This window comes from Streptomyces sp. SLBN-8D4 (genome assembly GCF_049739545.1).
Lineage (GTDB): Bacteria > Actinomycetota > Actinomycetes > Streptomycetales > Streptomycetaceae > Streptomyces > Streptomyces canus_C.
In genome coordinates this window covers 4,755,718-4,776,082 of the sequence record NZ_JBMGQC010000001.1, presented here as the reverse complement: position 1 = coordinate 4,776,082, position 20,365 = coordinate 4,755,718, and the positions used below count along the sequence as shown (strand labels likewise).

General features: G+C 71.6%; 20 protein-coding genes. 12 read left to right on the top strand and 8 right to left on the bottom strand.

What is annotated here, in order from left to right:
• Positions 1 to 113 precede the first annotated feature (113 nt).
• Positions 114 to 794, top strand: coding sequence for a DUF6445 family protein (locus tag RKD20_RS21505; RefSeq protein ID WP_424879154.1), 681 nt, complete (start codon positions 114 to 116; stop codon positions 792 to 794).
• 31 nt (positions 795 to 825) lie between these two features.
• On the opposite strand, the gene RKD20_RS21500 is transcribed toward RKD20_RS21505, so the two are convergent.
• Positions 826 to 1,284 carry a hypothetical protein gene (locus tag RKD20_RS21500; protein WP_424879153.1) on the bottom strand — a complete coding sequence of 153 codons (459 nt, stop codon included), beginning with the start codon at positions 1,282 to 1,284 and terminating at the stop codon, positions 826 to 828.
• Positions 1,285 to 1,433: 149 nt separating this feature from the next.
• Here RKD20_RS21500 and RKD20_RS21495 point away from each other — a divergent pair, with 149 nt between their 5' ends.
• Complete coding sequence (locus tag RKD20_RS21495) at positions 1,434 to 1,907, top strand: DUF7144 family membrane protein (RefSeq protein WP_424879152.1); 474 nt, start codon at positions 1,434 to 1,436, stop codon at positions 1,905 to 1,907.
• 15 nt (positions 1,908 to 1,922) lie between these two features.
• Here RKD20_RS21495 and RKD20_RS21490 read toward each other — a convergent pair whose 3' ends face one another.
• The gene (locus tag RKD20_RS21490) at positions 1,923 to 2,294 is read right to left on the bottom strand and encodes a DUF6479 family protein (RefSeq protein ID WP_424879151.1); all 372 of its coding nucleotides are present in this window, start codon (positions 2,292 to 2,294) and stop codon (positions 1,923 to 1,925) included.
• Between the two features lie 7 nt (positions 2,295 to 2,301).
• Positions 2,302 to 2,700, bottom strand: a complete 399-nt coding sequence (locus RKD20_RS21485) for a luciferase family protein (protein WP_424879150.1) — start codon at positions 2,698 to 2,700, stop codon at positions 2,302 to 2,304.
• Between the two features lie 189 nt (positions 2,701 to 2,889).
• Here RKD20_RS21485 and RKD20_RS21480 point away from each other — a divergent pair, with 189 nt between their 5' ends.
• Complete coding sequence (locus tag RKD20_RS21480) at positions 2,890 to 3,600, top strand: DUF4328 domain-containing protein (RefSeq protein WP_424879149.1); 711 nt, start codon at positions 2,890 to 2,892, stop codon at positions 3,598 to 3,600.
• Positions 3,601 to 3,650: 50 nt separating this feature from the next.
• Complete coding sequence (locus RKD20_RS21475) at positions 3,651 to 4,745, top strand: sugar ABC transporter substrate-binding protein (protein WP_424879148.1); 1,095 nt, start codon at positions 3,651 to 3,653, stop codon at positions 4,743 to 4,745.
• 27 nt (positions 4,746 to 4,772) lie between these two features.
• Here RKD20_RS21475 and RKD20_RS21470 read toward each other — a convergent pair whose 3' ends face one another.
• Positions 4,773 to 4,931 (bottom strand): hypothetical protein, encoded by a 159-nt coding sequence (locus tag RKD20_RS21470; protein WP_424879147.1) that lies wholly within the window; start codon positions 4,929 to 4,931, stop codon positions 4,773 to 4,775.
• Between the two features lie 184 nt (positions 4,932 to 5,115).
• On the opposite strand from RKD20_RS21470, the gene RKD20_RS21465 reads away from it, so the two are divergent.
• Together RKD20_RS21465 and RKD20_RS21460 are read left to right on the top strand one after the other, a co-directional pair.
• Positions 5,116 to 6,321 carry a sensor histidine kinase gene (locus RKD20_RS21465; RefSeq protein WP_424879146.1) on the top strand — a complete coding sequence of 402 codons (1,206 nt, stop codon included), beginning with the start codon at positions 5,116 to 5,118 and terminating at the stop codon, positions 6,319 to 6,321.
• Between the two features lie 85 nt (positions 6,322 to 6,406).
• A complete protein-coding gene (locus tag RKD20_RS21460) occupies positions 6,407 to 7,066 on the top strand; it encodes a response regulator transcription factor (RefSeq protein WP_424879145.1) in 660 nt (219 codons plus the stop codon).
• A gap of 298 nt (positions 7,067 to 7,364) precedes the next feature.
• On the opposite strand, the gene RKD20_RS21455 is transcribed toward RKD20_RS21460, so the two are convergent.
• Complete coding sequence (locus tag RKD20_RS21455) at positions 7,365 to 7,712, bottom strand: hypothetical protein (protein ID WP_402267716.1); 348 nt, start codon at positions 7,710 to 7,712, stop codon at positions 7,365 to 7,367.
• A gap of 112 nt (positions 7,713 to 7,824) precedes the next feature.
• On the opposite strand from RKD20_RS21455, the gene RKD20_RS21450 reads away from it, so the two are divergent.
• From RKD20_RS21450 to RKD20_RS21440, 3 genes are read left to right on the top strand one after another with little or no spacing between them, the layout of a single operon-like run.
• On the top strand, positions 7,825 to 8,454 hold the full coding sequence (locus RKD20_RS21450) for an RNA polymerase sigma factor (RefSeq protein ID WP_424879144.1): 630 nt from the start codon (positions 7,825 to 7,827) through the stop codon (positions 8,452 to 8,454).
• Positions 8,451 to 9,494, top strand: coding sequence for a CU044_5270 family protein (locus RKD20_RS21445; RefSeq protein WP_424879143.1), 1,044 nt, complete (start codon positions 8,451 to 8,453; stop codon positions 9,492 to 9,494). Before RKD20_RS21450 ends, RKD20_RS21445 begins: the two co-directional genes overlap by 4 nt.
• Positions 9,495 to 9,530: 36 nt before the next feature.
• Positions 9,531 to 9,851 carry an antibiotic biosynthesis monooxygenase family protein gene (locus RKD20_RS21440; RefSeq protein WP_028807968.1) on the top strand — a complete coding sequence of 107 codons (321 nt, stop codon included), beginning with the start codon at positions 9,531 to 9,533 and terminating at the stop codon, positions 9,849 to 9,851.
• A 60-nt stretch (positions 9,852 to 9,911) separates the two neighbouring features.
• Here the strand turns inward: RKD20_RS21440 and RKD20_RS21435 are convergent, their stop codons facing one another.
• A complete protein-coding gene (locus RKD20_RS21435; RefSeq protein WP_424879142.1) occupies positions 9,912 to 11,489 on the bottom strand; it encodes a carbohydrate-binding protein in 1,578 nt (525 codons plus the stop codon).
• Positions 11,490 to 11,616: 127 nt separating this feature from the next.
• Between RKD20_RS21435 and RKD20_RS21430 the strand changes: the two genes are divergently transcribed.
• A complete protein-coding gene (locus RKD20_RS21430) occupies positions 11,617 to 12,234 on the top strand; it encodes a phosphoribosylanthranilate isomerase (protein ID WP_424879141.1) in 618 nt (205 codons plus the stop codon).
• A gap of 286 nt (positions 12,235 to 12,520) precedes the next feature.
• Here RKD20_RS21430 and RKD20_RS21425 read toward each other — a convergent pair whose 3' ends face one another.
• Entirely contained in the window at positions 12,521 to 15,394 is a 2,874-nt protein-coding gene (locus tag RKD20_RS21425) for a transglycosylase SLT domain-containing protein (RefSeq protein ID WP_424879140.1), read from the bottom strand.
• A gap of 277 nt (positions 15,395 to 15,671) precedes the next feature.
• On the opposite strand from RKD20_RS21425, the gene RKD20_RS21420 reads away from it, so the two are divergent.
• Positions 15,672 to 16,142, top strand: coding sequence for a signal peptide protein (locus tag RKD20_RS21420; RefSeq protein WP_424879139.1), 471 nt, complete (start codon positions 15,672 to 15,674; stop codon positions 16,140 to 16,142).
• 50 nt (positions 16,143 to 16,192) lie between these two features.
• Here RKD20_RS21420 and RKD20_RS21415 read toward each other — a convergent pair whose 3' ends face one another.
• Positions 16,193 to 17,809, bottom strand: a complete 1,617-nt coding sequence (locus RKD20_RS21415; protein ID WP_424879138.1) for an alpha/beta hydrolase — start codon at positions 17,807 to 17,809, stop codon at positions 16,193 to 16,195.
• A gap of 257 nt (positions 17,810 to 18,066) precedes the next feature.
• On the opposite strand from RKD20_RS21415, the gene RKD20_RS21410 reads away from it, so the two are divergent.
• Positions 18,067 to 20,295 carry an MMPL family transporter gene (locus tag RKD20_RS21410; protein WP_424879137.1) on the top strand — a complete coding sequence of 743 codons (2,229 nt, stop codon included), beginning with the start codon at positions 18,067 to 18,069 and terminating at the stop codon, positions 20,293 to 20,295.
• Positions 20,296 to 20,365: the final 70 nt, after the last annotated feature.

Below are 20,365 nucleotides of genomic sequence, written 5' to 3'. Positions count from 1 at the left end.
GATGACCGTAGTCACAGACGGGCGGCGCGTTGACCGTCCGTTGACCGGTTCGCGGGGAAGTCCGGGGGAAATCGCGGGAGAGACCTGACGGGCCCCGGACCTAGATTCGCTGCATGTCCATGCCACAGCGGTCGCAGCGGCCCCTGCCCGTCCTCCCGTACCGCAAGCCCACCAAGGGCCGTGACTACTGGGTGCTCGACGACGTGCTCCCGGATGCCGACGCCGTACGGGAACGCTGCCTCGCCAAGGACGACTGGGTACAGGGGCATCCGTACACCTCGGAGACCTGGCCGGGGCTGCGGGCCATGCCCGGACTCGAACCCGCCGAACTCGCGAGCGTGGAGCGGCTGGTGCGCAAGGCGACCGGTGCCGGGAAGCTGTGGGTGCAGCAGGCGCCCGGCGGGGGCACCCTCAACCACAACTGCGTACAGGTCGTGGGCGAGGGCGAGAGCGAACCCCGGCCGCACACCGACTCCCGGGCACTGTGCCGGTACGCCGCCGTGCTGTACCTCAACCCCGGCGTCCCCAAGGACTGCGGCACCAGCTTCTACCGGCAGTCCCTGCCCGGCGGCCGGCTCGGCGGCAACGTGGTGCAGGCCCCGCACACCAACCTCGTCGAGGCACTCGGCACCCGGTTCGTCGCGCCCGACGCCTTCGAGGAGGACGTACGGGTGCCGCACAAGTACAACCGGCTGCTCCTCTACAACGCCAACCTGGTGCACAGCGCGACCGGTTACACCGGCCGCACACTGGAGGAGAAGCGGATGACGGCCGTCTTCTTCTGGATGGCCTGACCCACGCCGGCCGCGCGGGCCGGTGGACGCGTCAGTAGCGCACCGCCCGGGACACCTTCGCCCGTACGTCCCCCGACAGGTGGTGCGTACTGCGGGCGGTGCCCTTCCCGGTGCCGCCCGCAGGGACGTCCGGCACCGTCACCACCACCGCGTCCAGCAGCTTGCCCGTCCCGTCGGTGAAGTCGACCTGGACGGCGAAGGACTTCGCCGAGGCCGCCCTGTTGGCGGCGGTGACCGCGACGGTGGTACGGCCGCCGGAGGCGGTCGCGGGCGTACCGATCCGTACGTCGTCCCTGGCGTCGACGCCGTTCTTGATGTCGTCGAAGCGTCGGCCGGCCTCCGCCGTCGCCGACGCGACGGCGTCCCCGGCGCGGGAGGCGGCCGACGCGACCTTGCTCGCCACCGACGAGGGGCTGCCGTCGTCGGAGCAGGCGGTCAGGCCGGTGAGGGCCAGGGCCGTCAGCAGCGCGGCCGCCGTCCAGCGGGTCATCTCGCCTCCCGGGTGCAGGTCCCTCCAGTGAAGGTCCGGCGCGCTGCGGCCGCACCTCCCGTGTCACCCGTACGGCCCACTCCCATGGTGGCCGGGCCCGCCGCGCCGGATGGTCGAAGCACATCGACCACGAAAGGCGGGTCACAGCCATGACGCAGCAACCGCACGCCCCGCAGTCGTCCGCCGGCACGACTGCCACCCCGACGCCGGCCCCGGGGCTCGGACCCACGCCGACCGAGGCCGCGTGGGCCGCCGGCGGGGTCGTCTTCGCCGGTGTGCTGATGCTGATGAACGGCGTCCTCGCGATCCTCCAGGGCATCTCCCTGCTCGCGGACGACGACGTCTGGGCCCGTGTCGGCGACTACGTCTACAAGATCAACCACACCGGCTGGGGTGTGATCCTGCTCTGCCTGGGCGCCCTCGCGGCCGTCACCGGCGCGTTCATCCTCAGAGGTGCTGCCTGGGCCCGGATGACGGGCATCTTCCTGGCCTCGCTGAGCATGCTCGCGCAGTTCCTCTTCCTGCCCTACGCGCCGGTGTGGTCGGTCATCATGATCGGCATCGACTTCTTCGTGATCTGGGCCCTCGCGGTGTACCGGCCGCAGGATCAGGCGCGGGCCTGACCCCGCGGGGCCCGGTCACACGTGCCCGAGGCCGCCGCTGCCGAAGCCGCCGCTGGAGCCGGGCAGCCAGCGTTTGCGGTCCTGGTCCTTTCCTCGTCTGCTTCCCGAGTGATGGAGCTGGTACGGCATCAGCCGTTCCTGCTCGTCCGCGGTGACCGGCACCTCGTCCGGCTCGCGCATCTCCCGCATCTCACGGATCGGCCCGGTCTCCGGGAGGTGCGGCTGCTCCTTGCTGAGCGGCCGTGGAAGCTCCCGGTCCTGGACCCGCATGCCGAACACCACGGCACACACCAGCGCGCCGGCGATGAACAGCCCACCGGCGAAGGCGGCGATCACGTTGAGTACTTCGCTCGACGAGGCCGCCAGGACAAACGTCGCGGTACTCATACGCCGATTATCGCCCAATCGGGGCGAAAGGGGAGTCCCGGGGGACCACCGTGACCCGGTGGAAGTTGCAGGCGGCCGGACCGGCGGCGCGCGGGCCCGTCTGATGGGCCTTGAGCGCCATGCTGACCAGGCTCATCAGCAGGTCCACGTCGGTCTCGCAGTCGAGGTGGACGGTGACCCAGCGAGAGCCCGGCAGGAGCCGCACCGCGGTCGACTCCTCGAGGTCGTCGTGGAACCGGCGGATGGCCGCTTCGGTGAGGTGCAGATCCACGTCCCGCCCCGGGTGGAAGTGCACGATCTCGCTGTGGACGGAGCGCAGCGCCAGGCCCGCTCCGCAACTGGGCAGGCCCGTGCTGAGGTCGGACCACGCTTCCAGACGCTCCAGGGCACGCTCGGCCAGAGTCATGTGCCCATCGTCGCCCGCTCATCGCCCCGCAACCAGGGGTTGAGCAAAACGTAACCGGGGCGGGAGGTGTCGCGTGGGCCACAAGTGACCGGTCGGCGGGCGAACTCGCGGGTCCCACCGGGTTCGCGTGAACCGATCGCGGGGTTCGCGACGATGACGGGGTGAACCGATGCTTCGAAGGAGGACCCCGTGAGTGAGAACGCAGGCCGGGACGCGCTGTGCGGCGTGCGCGGCTCCGCCCGGCTCGCCGTCACCGGACTCGGGCTCGCCGGGGCCGCCTGGGCGGTGCGGGCCGTGTGGCACATCCGGCTGGCCCTGGCGGGGGAGCCCGCCTCGGGGCCGCCCGACCAGGGCGAGGGCCGGCACCGGCCGCTGAACTCCCTGGAGGACTCGTACCACCTGGTCAGCACCGCGGGAAGCATCCTCACCCTGCTGTGCGCGGCCCTGTTCATCGGCTGGCTGGGGCGGATGCGGGACAACGCGCGAGCCCTGTCCGGCCGGCCCCCGCGCCATGCCGGCATCTGGGTCTACGTCTCCTGGTTCGTGCCGGTCGCCAACCTCTGGATCCCGCGCGGCATCGTCGCCGACATCCACGAAAGGAGCGCCCCGGGCCGGAAACTGCCCGTCGTCGTGAACGTGTGGTGGGCGCTGTGGCTGGCCGGCATGGTCACCGGGGTGGGGCTGATGTACGACGGCGACACCGACGACGTCATCGCCCGCGCCTACCACGGGGTGACCACGCTGCTGGTCGCCGACCTCGCCGTGGTCGGTGCCGCCGTGGCCGCGATCCTCATGGTCCGTGCCCTGACCGCCGTACAACTTGTGCACATCGACGCCCGGTTGCGGACGCCGGGTGGTGATCCCTTGAAGGAAACGGTCAGGGCGTTTGATCGGGATTGAGGGCACTTACTGTTGCGCCTACGTGACAGCCCCCCACCCCCAGGATCGCCATGCGTCCCATCCCCCCTGTCATGGCCGTCTGCGTGTCGGCCCTTCTGCTCACCTCCTGCGGGGTGGGCAGCACCAACACCGCGGTGAGCCCCAAGAAGGGCAACGACATCACGCTGGGTCTGCTGCTGCCCGACCGGGGCACCAGCCGCTTCGACCGGTTCGACTACCCCCTCATCAAGAAGGAGGTGGCGACCCTCACCCACGGCAAGGGCAAGGTCAGTTACGCCAACGCCGAGGCCAGCGCGAAGAAGCAGAGCCGGCAGTTCCAGCAGATGGTCGCCGACAAGGTGGACGTGATCCTGGTGGACGCGGTCGACGCCAAGGCCATCGGGCCGGACGTCCAGAAGGCGAAGGACGCGGGCATCCCCGTCATCGCCTACGACCGGCTCGCCCAGGGCCCCATCGACGCCTACGTCTCGCACGACAACGAGCTCGTCGGCGAGGTGCAGGGCCGGGCCGTCGTCGAGGCGCTCGGCGACAAGGCGGAGACCAGCAAGATCGTGATGATGAACGGCTCGCTCGCCGACCCCAACACCGCGCTCTTCAAGAAGGGCGCGCTCAACGAGCTCAACGGCAAGGTCGTCATCGCCAAGCAGTACGACACCCGGGAGTGGCTGCCGTCGGTCGCCAAGGCCAACATGAAGGCGGCGATCGCCTCCGTCGGGCTGAACAACATCGCCGCCGTGTACTCGGCCAACGACGACATGGCGGGCGCGGTCATCGACGAACTCAAGGAGGCGGGGGCCACCAAGATCCCGCCGGTGACCGGGCAGGACGCGAGCCTCGCCGCGGTGCAGCGGGTCGTGTCGGGCGAGCAGTACATGACCGTGTACAAGTCGTTCCTGCTGGAGGCGACCAACGCGGCGCAGATCGCGGTCTACAAGATCCAGGGCCGCGACCTCCAGTTCGACGCGCTGATCCGCGACAAGTTCGACAGCCCCACCCAGAAGGACATCCCGTCACTGCTGGTGCCGGTGGTCGCCCTGACCAGGGACAACATCAAACAGACAGTGATCAAGGACGACGTCTACACCGTGAAGCAGATCTGCACCGCCGAGTACGCGGCGGACTGTGCGGCGATCGGCCTCAAGTAGGCGTTCCCCCGGACGGCCGGCGCTTCCTCAGGGGCCGGTGCGCAGACGCCGCACGGCAAGGACGGTGGCCGTCAGCGCGGTGACCGTGCCGAAGGCCAGGTGGACGGCGGTGTCGGCCGGAGTGAAGGACGCCAGCGCGTTGCCGAGCACGCTGAGGACGAGCAGGGGCCAGAGCAGCAGGTGCACGGGGTACTCCAAGGGGCTGTGGGGTGTCTTCGGTGAGCACGACGCTACGAGCCGCGGCCCTCGTCCGGCGATCCAGCACTCCGCCCGCTCCGGGGTACAGCAGGCTGTACTTTCCGCCTCCCGGCCTGTCCGTGGACCCGCCCTCCGCCTAGGGTCGGTGTCCTCCGGCCCGAGGAGGATTCGCATGGCCACCGCCGACGTCAAGGGCCTTGCCGTGGGGACCGCGACCACCGCGGCCGCCGCGCTCGGCCAGCTGGTCTCCGGACTCGGCACGGCGATCCTGACGCCGTTCGTGCTGCTGTGGCTGGTGCTGGCGCCCGGCGGGGTGCGCGTGCTGCACGCCCTGGCCGACATGGAACGGGTCCGGCTCGCCCGCTGGGGTCCCGAGGTCGTCGCGCCCGCGCCGCCGCCGGTGCGGCTGCGGGCCGCCCTCGCCGACCCCACGACCCGGCGCGAACTGCTGTGGCTGGTCCGGCATCTGGCCATGGGCCTGCCGCTGGGCCTGCTCGGCTTCGTCCTGCCGGTGCTCGCCCTGCGGGATGCCGCGTTCCCGCTGTACTGGCGGCTCGCCCCGAAGGACGCGACCGCCACGTCCATCGGGATCGGCGTCGCGCACTCCTGGCCGGACGCCCTCGCGGTGTGCCTGCTCGGCGTGGGCTGGATCGCCATCATCCTGGGGCTCACGCCCGGCCTGGCCCGGCTCCAGGCGAGCCCGGGGCGCCGCCTCCTGTCGGCCGGCCCCGACGCCGACCTGTCCCTGCGCGTCGCCGAGCTGACCGCGACCCGGGCCGCCGCGCTGGACGCCCACGCCACCGAACTGCGGCGCATCGAGCGCTCGTTGCACGACGGCACCCAGAACCGGATCGTCACGGTGACCGTGCTGCTGGGGGCCGCCCGCCGGATGGTCGCCCGCGACCCGGCCGGCGCCGACGAGCTCCTGGAGCGGGCCCAGTCCGCGGCCGAACAGGCCCTGGCGGAGCTGCGCACGGTCTCCCGCAGCATCCTGCCGCCGGTGCTCGCGGACCGGGGTCTGGCGGGGGCCCTGACCGGGCTCGCGGCCGAGAGCGCGGTGCCGTGCGCGGTCGACGTGGAGATGCCCCGACGCTGTGCCGCGTCCGTCGAGGCGACCGCGTACTTCGTCGTCGCCGAGGCGCTCACCAACATCGCCAAGCACAGCGGGGCGTCCCGGGCCACGATCACCGTCCGCGCCCCCGGCCCCCGGCTCCTGCTGCGGGTCACGGACGACGGGCGGGGCGGCGCCGACGAGCACACCGGCTCCGGCCTCACCGGCATCCGCCGCCGCGTCGCCGCCCACGACGGCACCCTCCGCCTGACGAGCCCGCCGGACGGCCCGACGGTGGTGGAGGTGGACCTGCCGTGCGGTGTGTGACAGGCGCCGGACCCGCCGGCCGCGCGGACGTCCTCTGCCCGGCGAGACCATCGGGCGGACCTGTGACCCTGGAGAGTGAGCTGCCATGCGGATCGTGATCGCCGAGGACGACCCCCTGCTGCGGGAGGGGCTCGCGCTGCTGCTGCGCGCCGAGGGACTGGACGTGGTCGGCACGGCCGACACCGCCGAGGGGGCGCTCGACGCCATCGAGGCGCACAAGCCCGACGTGGCCATCCTCGACGTACGGATGCCGCCCACCCACACCGACGAGGGGGTCCGCGCTGCCGTCGAGGCCCGGCGGCGCAGCCCGGACCTCGCCGTCCTCGTGCTGTCCGCCTACGTCGAGCAGAGCTTCGCGACCGAGCTGCTGACCGGCGGGGTCGGGGGGCTTGGCTATCTGCTCAAGGAACGGGTCGGCCGGGTCGAGGAGTTCCTCGACGCACTGCGCCGGGTGGCCTCCGGCGGCACCGCCATCGACCCCGAGGTCGTCGCCCAGCTGTTCACGCGGTCCCACCAGGACGTGCGGCTCGAGCGGCTCAGCCCGCGGGAGAAGGACGTACTCGCCCTGATGGCCGAGGGGCTCGGCAACAGCGCCGTCGCGGAGAAGCTGTTCGTGACCGACGGGGCCGTGCACAAGCACATCCGGAGCATCTTCGCGAAGCTCGATCTGGCGCCGACGGACCAGGTCGACCGGCGTGTGGCGGCCGTACTCCACTACCTGGAGGACGCGCGGCGACGGTCGTAGTACAGCCTGCTGCACCGGACTCGGGCCCTGTACGGCAATGATCCGCGGACCTGGCACTGGTGTGCTGGACGCATCACATCAGCCCCCCTTTTTTTGATCCTGCTGGCCGCGACCCGGGGCCGGCTGGGCCTGCCCCGGCGGTGACCGGCACCCACCCGGCCTCCATCGCACATGAAACGGGCTCCCGGCGCCTCCCTCGTCGCCCCGGGAGCCCGTTTCGGTGCGTCCCCTGGTGCTGTTCGTCGTTCGCGGCCGACCGGATGTCGTTTCGCCGCGGGAATCTCGACGGAACGCGCGGTTACTTCTGCGCGCCGCCCGCGAACTGGAGCGAGATGCGCCGCAGCACCTCCGCGGAGCTGTCGGTGCGGCCCGTGTCGTGGGCCTCGGCCAGCTGTACGAAGGCGAACGCGAAGCAGTGGGCGATGCTCGCGATGGCGGGCCCCAGCTCCTCGACCACGGCGTCCGCAGCCGCGTGGCCACTGGCGTCCGCGGGCAGGTGGATCTGTGGGAGGGTCTCCACGAGCAGCGCGGAGACGGCCCCGGTCAGGGAGACCTGCTGGTCGGGGTGCTCGCGGACCTGCCGCCGCATCTCCAGAGCCTCGGTGAGGATACCGACGACGTTCTGCATGACCTCGCGCTGTTCCATGGCGCGCAGCGTAGGCGGTCCGCCGGGCGGGACGCGCTGCGTCGCCCTCGTCCGCCGTGGCGTGTGGTGCAGGACACAGGAACCCGGGACCGGGGTGCGGAGCGTTACGGGTGTGAGGGAAACAGAAGCGGCGGAACCGGAGCGGGCACGGATACGGGCCGGGGACCGGGCGGCCTTCGGCGAGCTGTACGACCGGCACGCGCGGGCGGTCTACAACCACGCCCTGCGGCTGACCGGCAACTGGGCGGAGGCCGAGGAGGCGATGTCCGAGACCTTTCTCGCCGCCTGGCGGACCAGACAGACCGTGGAGCCGGAGGGCGGTTCGCTTCGGCCCTGGCTGCTCGGCATCGCCACGCACAAGGCGTACAACGCCAACCGGGGCCTGCGGCGCCGGCTCGCGTTCCTGGCGCGCAGTCCGGAGCCGCGCCCCGTCGAGGACTTCGCCGAGGAGACCGCCGGCCGTATCGACGACGCACGGCGGCTCGCGCTGGTGCACCGCGCCCTGGGCCGGCTCAAGAGGCAGGACCGTGAGGTGTTCGCGCTGTGCGTGTCGGCGGGCCTCGACTACCAGCAGGCCGCCGAGGCCCTGGGCGTACCCGTCGGGACCGTGCGGTCCCGGCTGTCGCGGGCCCGCGCCCGGCTCGCCCGGCTGAGTGCTCAGGCGGAACCGCCCCCGGCCCACGGAGAGATGGAGAGTGAGGCCGCACTCGCGGCCCTGTTCCTGCGGGAGGAGACCCGATGAGCGAGGCCGAGGAACTGCTGACGGCCCCGGCGGAATGGGACCTCCCGCCGGAGCGCCACCGTCACTTCAAGGACGTACTGATGCAGCAGATCGATCAGGACCAGGACCAGAACCAGGACCAGAGCCAGGACCTTCTCGTAAGGACCCCGGTACGGCCCTCCGCGCGACGCCGGTTCGCCCGCCCCGCCGTCCTGGTGCCCCTGGCCTCCGCGGCCCTGGCGGGCGCCCTGCTCGTGACCCTTTCCGTGGACGGCCGGGGCCCGGCGGCCGGGCCGACCCCGTCGGCGACCGCCGCCGGCGCCTCCGTCACCCTGAACCGGATCGCCACGGCCGCCATGGCGAGCGACGCGATCCGGGTGCGGGACGACCAGTTCGTGTACGTCAGGACGCTGGAGCGTTCCAACACGGGCGACTTCAGCGGCCCCGTGCGGCTCGGCGCCCTGCACACCGAGGAGCGCTGGACCGCGCAGGACCCCGGCCCGCTCCATGTCACCGGGTGGATCCGGGCCAGCGGCAAGGACGCGATCATGCCGGACCGGATGCTCCCCATCGAGTCCCCCGACGCCATCCGGGCGGGCCTCCACCACCCCACCTACCGGTGGCTGGCCTCGCTGCCCACCGAGCCCGACGCCCTGCTGCGCCGGCTCCGCAAGGAGGCCAGGCCGGTCGAGGGCGAGTCGCGGGACCAGGCGGTCTTCTCCCTGATCGGGGACCTGATCAGCGGCACGGTCATGCCGCCCGCCAACGCCGCCGCGTTCTACCGGGCGGCCGCCAGACTGCCCGGGGTGCGGGAGATCCCGGACGCCGTCGACGCGGCCGGCCGGCACGGCATCGCCATCACCCTCGACGACACCGGCTTCGCGACCCGCGACGAGTGGATCTTCGACAAGGAGACCCTGGCCCTGCTCGGCTCCCGTTACTACGTCACCGATCCCGACCGGGGCATCACGAAGGAGACCCTGTACGGCACCAGCGCCGTGATGGAGACCGCCGTCGTCGACGCCAAGGGCGAGGTGCCCGCCCGGGCCGCGTCCCGCTGACGTCCCGTTGATGCCCCTTGGCGCACAATGGCCGCCATGAGCATCGTCAAGATCAATGTACTCACGGTCCCCGAGGAGCAGCGCGAGACGCTGGAGAAGCGGTTCGCCTCCCGGGCGGGAAGCGTGGAGGGCTCGGACGGCTTCGAGTGGTTCGAGCTGCTGCGTCCCGTCGAGGGCACCGACACCTACCTCGTCTACACGCGCTGGCGGGACGAGGAGTCCTTCCAGGCCTGGATGGAGGGGTCGATGAAGGCGTCCCACCAGGGCGGCGAGGGCGGCGGCGAGCGTCCCAGGCCCGCCGCGAGCGGGTCGACGCTGTGGAGCTTCGAGGTCGTGCAGCAGGCCGCGCCCAAGTAGGGGACGGCGAGGAGGCCCCGGACCGTGCGTCCGGGGCCCCCTTCCGTTGCGCTACGACCTTTACAGCGTGACCTGGCGGCCGCCGAAGGTCACCAGGAGGCTGCCGTTCGAGGCGAGCGACCAGCCCAGGGCGCCGGAGTAGGCGGAGCAGCGGGACCCGTTGGTGCCGGACCAGAACTGGTTCGAGCTGTCGGAGTCGCCGATGATCCGGTCGTTCGTCCCGCTGCTGAAGCGGCACGAGGTGTTGGTGCGGAACACCGAGGTCCCGCCGTCGAAGTTGAAGTTGCGCTCGGTGTTGTCGATGGACACGTTGTTCGACACGGTCATCGTGCCCGGGTTGCTGTTCCAGGTGAACCCGTGCTTGCCGTTGGCGTAGGCGATGCTGTGCTGGACGACGTGGTTGACCGCGATGTCGTCGCCGCCGAGCTTGTAGCCGTTGCGGTCGCCGTTGCCGGCCTGGGAGCCGTCGCTGAGCGTGCCGTTGTCGTAGGACAGGGAGTACTCGACGGTCACCGGGCCGATCGCGCCGGTGTCGGTCTTGGTGTAGAGGTCCCAGCCGTCGTCGATGTTGTTGTGCGAGACCGCGTACCGGAAGACGTTCCCGGTGCCGGTGGTGAGCTTGGCGGCGAAGCCGTCGGCGTCCTCGCCGTCGGAGTCGGCGTTGTCGTGCGACTCGGCGCTGAGGATCAGGTTGTCGGCGGGCCAGGCGCTGCTCGGGGTGGTGGAGGCGATCCGGCCGAGCTGGAGGCCGGTGTCCCGGTTGAAGCGGGTCACCGTGCGCTCGACGACGTTGTTGCTGCCGCCGACGTAGATGCCGTTGTCACCGGCATGCTCGACGACCAGGCCGTAGAGCTTCCAGTAGTCGGCGTTGAGCTGGATCCCGCGGTTGGACGAACTCTCGCTCTGCGCGGAGAAGTTGAGCACCGGGGTCTCGCCCGGGTAGGCGGAGAGCGTGGTGCGGGCGGCCGAGGTGCCGTTGTTCCCGGCCGGGATGGTCACCGTCGAGGAGTAGGCGTACGTCCCTCCGCGCAGGTAGATCGTGCCGCCCGCCGCGATACGGCTGATCGCCGAGGTGAGCGTGGTCGGGGCGGTCACCGTGCCGGCCGCTCCGTCGGTGCCGCTCGGCGACACGTACAGGGCGCTGCTCGACGGCGGGGTCGTGGTGCCGGACGTCTCGGCGTCCACGTAGTCGACGTTGGGCAGACCGTTCGCGCTCGTCGGGTTCAGCCGGACGGTGTTGCTGCCGGCGGTCACCGGGACGGTGAGGGTCTTCGTGGTCCAGCCGGTCCAGGTGCCGGTGGACGCGAAGGAGGCCGAGGAGACCGTCGTACCGTTCACGATGATGTCCGCGGGGCGGGCGGTGGTGGTGCCGTTGGCGAAGCGGACGCTCAGGGTCGCCGTGCCCGATGCGGGTGCGGTCACGGTGAACTGGGCGTACGCGCCGCTGGCGTTGGTGCCGTTGCAGAATCCGCTGCCGGAGTAGCCGGCGTACTCGGTCTCGACGGCTCCGGTGCAGATGGCGGGGGATGTCTCGGCTTCGTAGCGGGCGGTGGCGGCTTGTGCCGGGGTCGTGCCGGAGAGTGCGACGAGCGTGCCGGCGAGGAGGCCGGCGGAGGTGATGAGGGGTCTCAAGTGCATCGTTCGTCTCCATGGTGTGCGGCGACGGGGGCACGTATCCTTCGGACGGTAAGCGCTTGCCATGGGCGCGTCAACGGTCGTGTATGTGATTGCTGTTCACACATACGAATTAGATACGGTGGGCGGCATGACGCTCTTCGTGAAAATCTGCGGCCTGCGGACCGGGCAGGACGTCGACACGGCCGTCGAGGCCGGCGCCGACGCCATCGGGTTCGTCTTCTCCGACAGCCCGCGCCGCATCGACCCCGCCGCGGCGGCGCGGCTGGCCGCCAGGGTCCCCGAGAGCGTCCTGACGGTGGGTGTGTTCCGCCGTGAATCCCTGGAGTACGTCCGGTCCGTGGCCGCCGAGTCGGGCATCGGGGCGGTCCAGCTGCACGGTCCCGAGGACCGCGGCTACTACGCCGAACTCGCGACGGGCGGCTGGACCCTGATCCGCGCGGCCGCCTTCGGCGACTCCGTACCGCGCTGCGGCGAGCTGGGCGAGGACATGCTGCTCCTCGACGCCCCGGTGCCGGGCTCCGGCATCGCGTGGGACTGGTCGAGGAAGCAGGTCGCCGGGGCGGGGGAGAAGTGGCTCCTGGCCGGGGGGCTCACGCCGGAGAACGTACGGGAGGCCGTGGACGTCACCCGCCCCTGGGGCGTCGACGTGTCCAGCGGTGTGGAGGCGAGCCGGGGCGTCAAGAACCCGGCCCTGATCACCGCGTTCGTCGAGGCGGCGCGTGCGGGGGTTGTCACCTCGGGGTGAGCCGCCGGCGCCGGTGCGGGTGAGTCGCCCGTGGGCGTCGGTGCTCTGCCGGGGCAGCGCCGTGGGGGCCGGTCGTCGTTGTCGGGTGCGGGTCCGTCGTGGCTGGGTGCGCAGTTCCCCGCGCCCCTGGGGGGTGTGCCGTGTTCGTCGGCTTTCCGTCGGGGGTCCGGATGCCGGTGCGGTCTGTTGTCGGGTGCGGGACCGTCGTGGCTGGTCGCGCGGTTCCTCGCGCCCCTGGGGGGTGTGCCGCGTCCGCCGAACGGGCCGGCGGACGCGGGCTCTTGGGTTACTTCGACGGGGAGGGTGAGGGGGAGGACGGCGGCGTTCCCGTGTCCGCCGGCTTCTCCTTCAGGGGGACGAACGCCAGCGCGTCCCAGGCGATCGAGGCGTCGCCGGTGCCGTCCGCCGTGGCCGAGCTCAGGGAGACGCTCGGGGTGCCCTTGAACTCGTACGACCCCAACGACACCCAGGCGTTCTCGCCGCCGGTGTTCTGGGAGATCGTCTTCTCCACGACCGTGCCGTCACCGAGGTCGATGCGGTACGTGGCCGACGGGGTGTTGGCCTCGTGGTCGGGCAGGTGCACCATGACCTCCGCCCAGCCGCCGAGCTTCCGGTCCGGCGTCCAGGTGCCGGTGACGACCGAGTCGGTGTAACTCGGCACCCGGGTGTGGGTGAGCCAGAAGTGCCCGCCGAAGCCGGCACCCAGCTGATGGAAGTCGATCTTCGAGGGGTAGACGGTCGCGCCGTTCTGCTGGGCCGACCCGAAGGTGAACCTCAGGCTGCCCCGACTCGTCCAGTTCCGTTCGCCCGCGCACGGGTTGGAGCCGCCGACCCGGAACTTCACCGTGTTCGGCACGTCGTCCACGACCAGGGCGTTCGCCGGCAGGGTGGACGTGCAGGCGGCCGGGTGCGGGGCCGCGACCTTCGGCTCGGGGTCGGTCGCCTGGTACTTGAGCACCTCGGTGCCGCAGGTGGCCGTGCAGTCGGTCCAGCTCACCGGCTGGTGCCACCAGCACTTGAAGTCGTCCCGCTGGCACGGGCCCTCGGGCTGGGGCGACCCCTCGACCTTGTGCGGCTTGGTGATGTCGCAGTCGTTGACCGTGGGCTTGCAGAACGTGTCGTGCGCGGGCTCGGCGGCCGGCGCGCCCGCGGGCCAGTCGCCGACGGTGAACGCCCTGACCGTGGCCCCGGTCGCCGGGTCGGTCTTCTGCTGGGAGTAGGCCGCCCAGCCGAGCACCCGCTCCGGGTACGTCCACAGGTTGGGGTTGCGGGCGTCGTCGTAGCCGGAGGACAGGAACATCTTGCGGTCGGCCGGGTATAGGCCGTTGGCCGGGTTGTTGAACCAGCCCAGGCCCCAGGGGGCGGTGGCGTCGGTCGAACTGGGCAGGTTGAAGCCGCTGTTGTAGGCCCACAGCGCGAGCCACCAGTTCTCCAGGTACTTCGGGTCGCCGCCGTTGACGAGCAGACCCTTGTCGTACAGCTGGTTCCACTTGTCCTGGAGGATCTGGAGCCCGGCGGCGATGTTGGCCGCGTAGTCCACGGTGAGCGCCTGCTGCTGCTCGGCGGTGTAGGTGGTGTCGGCCTTGGCCATGCCGCTGGTCACCTGGGCGATGCCGTAACCGCAGTCGGCGGCAGCCCAGTTGACGGTGTGGACGCTGCCGGCGTTGCCGTAGTAGCCGCCCTGGATGAAGTTGCTGCTCTCGCCCGCCGCCGCCCGGGAGCTCGCCTGGAGGAGGTTGGACTCCTGGGAGAGCACCCCGAGCATGATCTGCGCGGGCACCCGGCCGCCGCCCTTGAGCGCGGTGGACGGGAACAGGCCCTGAGGGGTGTACGAGGGGAGTTCGCTGCCGTTCCAGCCGCTGCGCCGGCGCACGTCGAGCTTGCCCTGCACGGCGAGGTCCGTCGCCCACTCGGCCTGCGCGGTCGAGGGCTGGAGCGACTGGAGGCTCGGGTCGTTGCGGGTGACGGCGCAGGCGCGGTCGGGGTCGGTGGTGGAGGTCGACGGGTCGTCGTCGCCCGGGGTGACGCTGTCCGTGTGCACGCCGTCGGACAGCGCCGGGGACTGCTCGGCACCCTGCGACCTCACGGAGATCCTCGGCTTGACCGTGAAGTCGACGGTGCTGTCGCTGCCGGGCAGCACCGCGTCGATCCCGACGGACGGGGCGATGTCCGCCGCCGCCTTCCTGCCGCCGGCCGCCTCGGTGCCGTTGCCGACGGAGGTCAGGGCGAGGCCGCCGGTGGTGGAGACCTCGGCGGAGGCCGGCACGTCCAGCGTCCGCCAGCTCTTCGGCAGCGTCCGCACGGCGTCCTCGGCGTCCTGGCCGGTCACGAAGACCCGGCCGCCGGTGCCGTGCACCGCGAGGGCGCCGAGCGCGCCGGAGCCGAGAAGACGGTCGGAGCCCGTCGAGGTGACCCGGCGGACCTGCACCTTCTTCCCGTCCGGGACCTGGTAGGCGAGCCCGCTGTGCGCGTCCGGCACCAGCCGGAAGGGCGTGCCGGCGGTCCTGGCCAGGGTGCTGGTCGCGCCCTTGGCGTCCACCGAGACCACGGAGTCGCCCAGAGCGGCCGCGATCCTGTTCCCCAAGGGCACGGCGGAGGTGAGCTGACCGGCGACGGTCTGCTGCCGGACCAGCTCTCCCTTCTCGGCGTCGACGGTGAGCAGTTGCGTGCCGGCGCCCTGCGGCCGGGTCAGGACGGCCTGTTCGCCGTCGCCGCAGCCCGGGTTGAAGTAGGCGAGGGAGACCAGCTCCGGCAGCTTGGTCACCTTGCCGTCCGCCAGGTCGACCACGGCCGCGAACGCTCCCTGCTGGAAGCCCTGTTGGTCGTTGACGGCCTGCCGGGGCGCGTAGACCACGACGGCACGGTCGCCGGACCCGGTCACACAGGTCTGGCCGATCCACTGGTCGGTGTCGACTCCCGGCTCGGACAGGGTGGCGGCGGTGTGCCACGTGTAGGCGTCGGCCGCGTCGGCGACCAGGACGTGCAGTCCGGTGCCGTCGCCGTCGTAGGTGACGATCCGGTCGCCGGACTTCTGCCAGCCGGAGGGGAGTCGGGAGGTGTCGGTGATGTGGTCCGCGGTCGGGGCGGTCGTCGGGTCGGCGGGGCCGGTCAGGGCCGCCGAGGCCAGCGGGGCGATGAGGGCCAGCGAGAGCAGGGACATCGCGCCGGCCGCCGCTATACGGCCGCGCCGACTCTTCGGTACGCGCCAGCGGTGTCTTCCGCCGGGGCTTTCACGGAAAGTACGCAAGGAATTCCGTCCGGTCATTCAGAGAAAGGGGTGGGGGGTACCGGCTTCGAAGCTCCCCCAGGCCGGTGACGCGGAAGTTATCAGTCCGCTATGGCCGTAAGGGTGTCGTGGGTGATCTACCGGACGGTATCCACGAAAGATCCACGAGAATCCACCAACGAATTTCCTTTGGCGGCCGGAGTCTCCTTTTGTGGCTTCAGTGGCCGCGGTCATGACCCTCGCGGGTCTGGCGGCGGCAGGTCCGGCGGCGGCCGGCACGGTTCCCGCGACGGCGGCCGTACAGGACCGACAGCCCGCCGTACCCGTCGACTTCGTGGACCTGCCCACCAGCGCCCTCGTGGCCGACGGCGAGCGGCACCAGGTCACCGTCACCTACCGCAACGACACCTCGGCGGACCGGGCCGTCGCCCCGCAGCTCCTGGTGGAGTCGCCGGACGCGGGTCCCTTCCTCGCGCCGTCGGACGTCGTCGTCGAGCAGCGCACCGCGCACGGCTGCCGGCGGCCGGTGGAGACCGTGAGCCGGACCGGCACGCTCTTCACCGAGCTGACGGGAGCTCAGCGCACGCTGCACGCGGGCGAGACGCTCACCCAGGTCTACCGGATCACGGTCGTCGACCCCGACGCCCAGGGCATCGTGCAGCCGAGGATCGCGCTGTACTGACCCGCGTGAGAGGGCCCAGGCCTCCCTGTGAGACCTGGGCCCTCACGCTGTTATCGCAGCGAGCCGATGTGGTCGACCCGCTCGTTGACGCCGTTGCGGAGTTCCGAGAGCGTCGTGCCGGGCGGGGCCACCGTCGGGGTGGACGACGGCGGCTGGGTCTCGTCCGCGCAACTCGCGCCGCGCGCCGGGATCTTCAGGTCCACCAGGTAGTTCGTGATCGCGTCCGAGGCGCACGCGCTGCGGCCGAAGGCGGTGTGCCCCTCGGCCTTGAAGGTGAGCAGCCGGCCGTTGTCGAGCTCACGGGAGAGCGCCACCGCGTCCTGGTACGGGGTGTCCGGGTCACCGGTGTTGCCGATGACCAGGATCGGCGCGGAGCCCTTCGCGTGGAAGTTGCCCGCGTAGCGGCTGGTGTGCTCGCCCTTCCACTGCACACACGCGGTGGCGTGCTGGTGGTCGTAGGTCGGCGGGCCGTACGCCATGGCCGGGCCCAGCAGCGGGGCCAGCCTGGCGTTGGTCGTGACCTCGCGCTTCAGCAGGGCCGGGTCGGTCGGGTACTTCTTGTCGACGCACTCGACCACGACGTTCGGGTTGAGGAAGTCGAAGCTGGCCGGGGACGGCGGCCGCAGCAGGAACGACGTGTTGTCGCGCAGCTGCGCCTTGCGCAGGGCCGCACCGAAGGACGGCCAGATGACCTTGCCCTCGTTGATGTTGAACATCAGCCGGTAGACCAGCGTGTAGCCGTTCGCCTGGCCCCCGTTGGCCGTGGGCACCGGGTTGGCGTCCAGGTCGGCCTTCAGCTTCTCGAACGCCCCCCGCGGGTCGCCGTCACCGAAGCCGCAGGTCGCCTGGTCGGCCTTGCACCAGTCCAGGAAGCGGCCCATGGCGCCGTCCAGGGCGAGGTACTGCGGCCGGTCGTAGGCGTAGGGCCGGTTCGTGTAGTGCTCCGGGTCGTACGCCCCGTCGAGCGCGAGCGCGCGGACCCGCTTCGGGAACATCGCGGCGTAGACCGTACCGATGTAGGAGCCGAACGACCGCCCGTAGTAGGTCAGTTGCTGCTCGCCCAGGGCCTGGCGCAGCAGGTCGATGTCCCGGGCCACGTACTGGGTGCCGACGTACGGCAGCAGGTCGCCCGCGTTGGTCTGGCAGGCCTGGTCGAAGTCGGCGGCCTGCTGGACCGCGGGCTCGTAGGCGTCGGGGCCGGGGACGCCCTTGGCCGCGGTCACGGCCCTGGTGTAGGTCGGGTCGTCCCAGCACACGACCTGTGAGCTCCGGCCGACGCCCCGCACGTCGTAGCCGAAGACGTCGAAGTCGTCGCGCAGGGCGGCCGGCAGGTCGGCGTAGTTGTTGCGCACGAAGTCCACGCCGGAGTTGCCGGGGCCGCCGGGCTGCAGGAACAGGGTTCCCTTGCGCTTGGAGGGGTCGGCCGCCGGCTTGCGTATGACGGCCAGGGTGAGCGTCCTGCCCTGCGGATCCCGGTAGTCCAGGGGCACTTGGGCGTTGGCGCACTGGAAGCCGTCCTGACAGTCCGACCAGGCCAGGGTCGGCACGGTCGGAGCGGCGGGAGGGGTCGGCGTGGTCTGCGCGGCCGCCGACACCGGGGACGCGGTCCAGGCCACGGCGAGTGCGCTCACCGCGGCTCCGGCGAGTCTGAGTCGTCTGAACTTCACTGCTCTTGTTCCCCCTTGGGCTGGTCAAGCCTCAAAGAACCGGTGGTCTCACAGAGAACACACAGAGGAACAGGCGTTCCGGTTCCCGCCGGACCGTGAGGGAACGGGAAAGGCGGTAGTCCCGGGGGTGGACGCGGGGGCCGCCGCGTACTGCGTTCTCAGTAGCGGGGAATGTCGGCAGGCGCACGACGACATGGGGGCCCTCGTCCCGACAGCCTGGGTGGACCGTTCGGCACCAGATCTGGAGACCCCCGCCCGTGGCTACTTTCCTTTACCGCGTGGGCCGCCTGGCCTTCCGGCGACGCTGGTACGTCGCCCTGGTCTGGGCGGCCGTCCTGGCCGCCGTCGGGCTGGGGGCCCTGAAGGCGCCAGGAGCGGCCGACGAGGGGTTCTCGATGCCGGGCATCGAGTCCCAGAAGGCGTTCGACCTCATGGAACAGCGCTTCCCGGGGGCCACCGCCGACGGCGCGACCGCACGGGTCGTCTTCGTCGCGCCGAAGGGTGAGAAGGTCACCGCGGCCGGGAACAGGAAGTCCGTCGAGGAGACGGTGACCGACCTCGCCGACGGCTCGCAGGTCGCGTCCGCCGTGGACCCCTTCCAGGCGAAGGCCGTGAGCAAGGACGGTACGACGGCGTACGCGACGGTCACCTACAAGGTCGCCGCCAACGACCTGACCGACGCCAGTAAGAAGCAGTTGGAGCACGCCCTCGACGCGGCCCGGGACACCGGGCTGACCGTCGACGCCGGAGGCACCGCCATGAACGACGGCGGCGGCGCGGGCGGTGCGGCCGAGGGGATCGGTGTCGCGATCGCCGCGGTCGTCCTCCTCGTCACCTTCGGCTCGCTGGCCGCGGCCGGACTCCCGCTGCTCACCGCGCTCATCGGCGTCGGCGTCAGCATGGCCACGATCCTCGCCCTGGCCGACGCACTCGGCCTGTCCACCACGACCGGCACCCTGGCGATGATGCTGGGCCTCGCCGTCGGCATCGACTACGCCCTGTTCGTCGTCTCCCGCTACCGCGAGGAACGCGCCAAGGGGCGGGCACCCCAGGAGGCGACGTCCCTCGCGGTCGGTACGGCCGGTTCCGCGGTCGTCTTCGCGGGCCTGACCGTCGTGATCGCCCTCGCCGGGCTCTCGGTGGTCGGCATCCCGATGCTCACCAAGATGGGCCTGGCCGCGGCGGGCGCGGTCGTCGTCGCCGTGGTGATCGCGCTGACCCTGGTCCCGGCGCTCCTCGGCTTCTGGCCGAACGCGGTCCTCGGGCGCAAGGCCCGCAAGAGCGGTCGCGGCGCGGCCGAGACCAAGGACAACGGCGTGGCGGAGACCAAGGACAACGGCGGCACCCGCTGGGCCCGGTTCGTGCTGCGCCGCCCGCTGCCCGTGCTGCTGCTCGGCGTGGTCGGCCTCGGGGCCCTCGCGCTGCCGATGACCTCCCTCCAGCTGGGCATGCCCGGCGACGAGGCCAAGTCGACGTCCACGACCGAGCGCCGGGCCTACGACGCACTCGCCGAGGGCTTCGGGCCCGGCTTCAACGGCCCGCTGACCGTCGTGGTGGACGCCAAGGGCGACGACGACGCCAGGGGGGCCGCCTCGACGATCGCGCAGGAGATAGGGGCGACGAAGGGTGTCGTGTCCGTCTCCCCGGCCCGCTTCAACGAGGCCGGTGACACGGCCGTCTTCTCGGTCGTGCCGTCCACCGCGCCGACCGACGAGAAGACCAAGGACCTGGTCACCACGATCCGCGGCGAGCGCCCCGGCGTCGAGTCCGCGACCGGCGCCACCTTCGAGGTCACCGGCAGCACCGCGCTGAACATCGACATCTCCGAGAAGGTGCAGTCCGCGCTGGTGCCGTACCTGATCGTGGTGGTGGGCCTCGCGATCGTGCTGCTGATGGTGGTCTTCCGCTCCCTGCTCGTCCCGCTGAAGGCGGCCCTCGGCTTCCTGCTCTCCGTCCTGGCCTCCCTCGGCGCGGTCGTCGTGGTCTTCCAGGAGGGACACGGCGCCGGACTGCTGGGCGTGGAGACCACCGGCCCGATCATGAGCCTGATGCCGATCTTCCTGGTGGGCATCGTCTTCGGCCTCGCCATGGACTACGAGGTCTTCCTGGTCTCCCGGATGCGCGAGGCGTACGTCCACGGCGAGAGCGCCCACCAGGCCGTCACCTCCGGGTTCCGGCACAGCGCCCGGGTGGTCGTGGCCGCCGCCATGATCATGATCGCGGTCTTCGCCGGGTTCATCGGCGAGAGCGACTCCATGATCAAGATGATCGGGTTCGGCCTGGCCGCGGCCGTCCTGCTCGACGCCTTCGTGGTCCGGATGGCCATCGTGCCGGCCGTGCTCGCCCTGCTCGGCGACAAGGCGTGGTGGCTGCCGAAGTGGCTCGACCGTGCCCTGCCCCGCGTGGACGTCGAGGGCGAGGCGCTCACCAGGGCGGCCGACACCCCCGAACCCGCGCCCGTGGGCCAGGAGACCGCACGCGTCTGACCTCCCACCAGGGGCCGCCGGTGTCGTCGTACGACGCGGGCGGCCCCGTTCCCCCACCATGGGTCCCTGA

Excerpts from the sequence above, each read along its gene's own strand:
- RKD20_RS21495 (WP_424879152.1), top strand. The coding sequence starts at position 1,434 with ATGACGCAGCAACCGCACGCCCCGCAGTCGTCCGCCGGCACGACTGCC.
- RKD20_RS21430 (WP_424879141.1), top strand. The coding sequence starts at position 11,617 with ATGACGCTCTTCGTGAAAATCTGCGGCCTGCGGACCGGGCAGGACGTC.
- RKD20_RS21440 (WP_028807968.1), top strand. The coding sequence starts at position 9,531 with ATGAGCATCGTCAAGATCAATGTACTCACGGTCCCCGAGGAGCAGCGC.
- RKD20_RS21490 (WP_424879151.1), bottom strand. The coding sequence starts at position 2,294 with ATGAGTACCGCGACGTTTGTCCTGGCGGCCTCGTCGAGCGAAGTACTC.
- RKD20_RS21485 (WP_424879150.1), bottom strand. The coding sequence starts at position 2,700 with ATGACTCTGGCCGAGCGTGCCCTGGAGCGTCTGGAAGCGTGGTCCGAC.
- RKD20_RS21445 (WP_424879143.1), top strand. The coding sequence starts at position 8,451 with ATGAGCGAGGCCGAGGAACTGCTGACGGCCCCGGCGGAATGGGACCTC.
- RKD20_RS21505 (WP_424879154.1), top strand. The coding sequence starts at position 114 with ATGTCCATGCCACAGCGGTCGCAGCGGCCCCTGCCCGTCCTCCCGTAC.
- RKD20_RS21500 (WP_424879153.1), bottom strand. The coding sequence starts at position 1,284 with ATGACCCGCTGGACGGCGGCCGCGCTGCTGACGGCCCTGGCCCTCACC.
- RKD20_RS21460 (WP_424879145.1), top strand. The coding sequence starts at position 6,407 with ATGCGGATCGTGATCGCCGAGGACGACCCCCTGCTGCGGGAGGGGCTC.
- RKD20_RS21425 (WP_424879140.1), bottom strand. The coding sequence starts at position 15,394 with ATGTCCCTGCTCTCGCTGGCCCTCATCGCCCCGCTGGCCTCGGCGGCC.
- RKD20_RS21455 (WP_402267716.1), bottom strand. The coding sequence starts at position 7,712 with ATGGAACAGCGCGAGGTCATGCAGAACGTCGTCGGTATCCTCACCGAG.
- RKD20_RS21465 (WP_424879146.1), top strand. The coding sequence starts at position 5,116 with ATGGCCACCGCCGACGTCAAGGGCCTTGCCGTGGGGACCGCGACCACC.
- RKD20_RS21475 (WP_424879148.1), top strand. The coding sequence starts at position 3,651 with ATGCGTCCCATCCCCCCTGTCATGGCCGTCTGCGTGTCGGCCCTTCTG.
- RKD20_RS21435 (WP_424879142.1), bottom strand. The coding sequence starts at position 11,489 with ATGCACTTGAGACCCCTCATCACCTCCGCCGGCCTCCTCGCCGGCACG.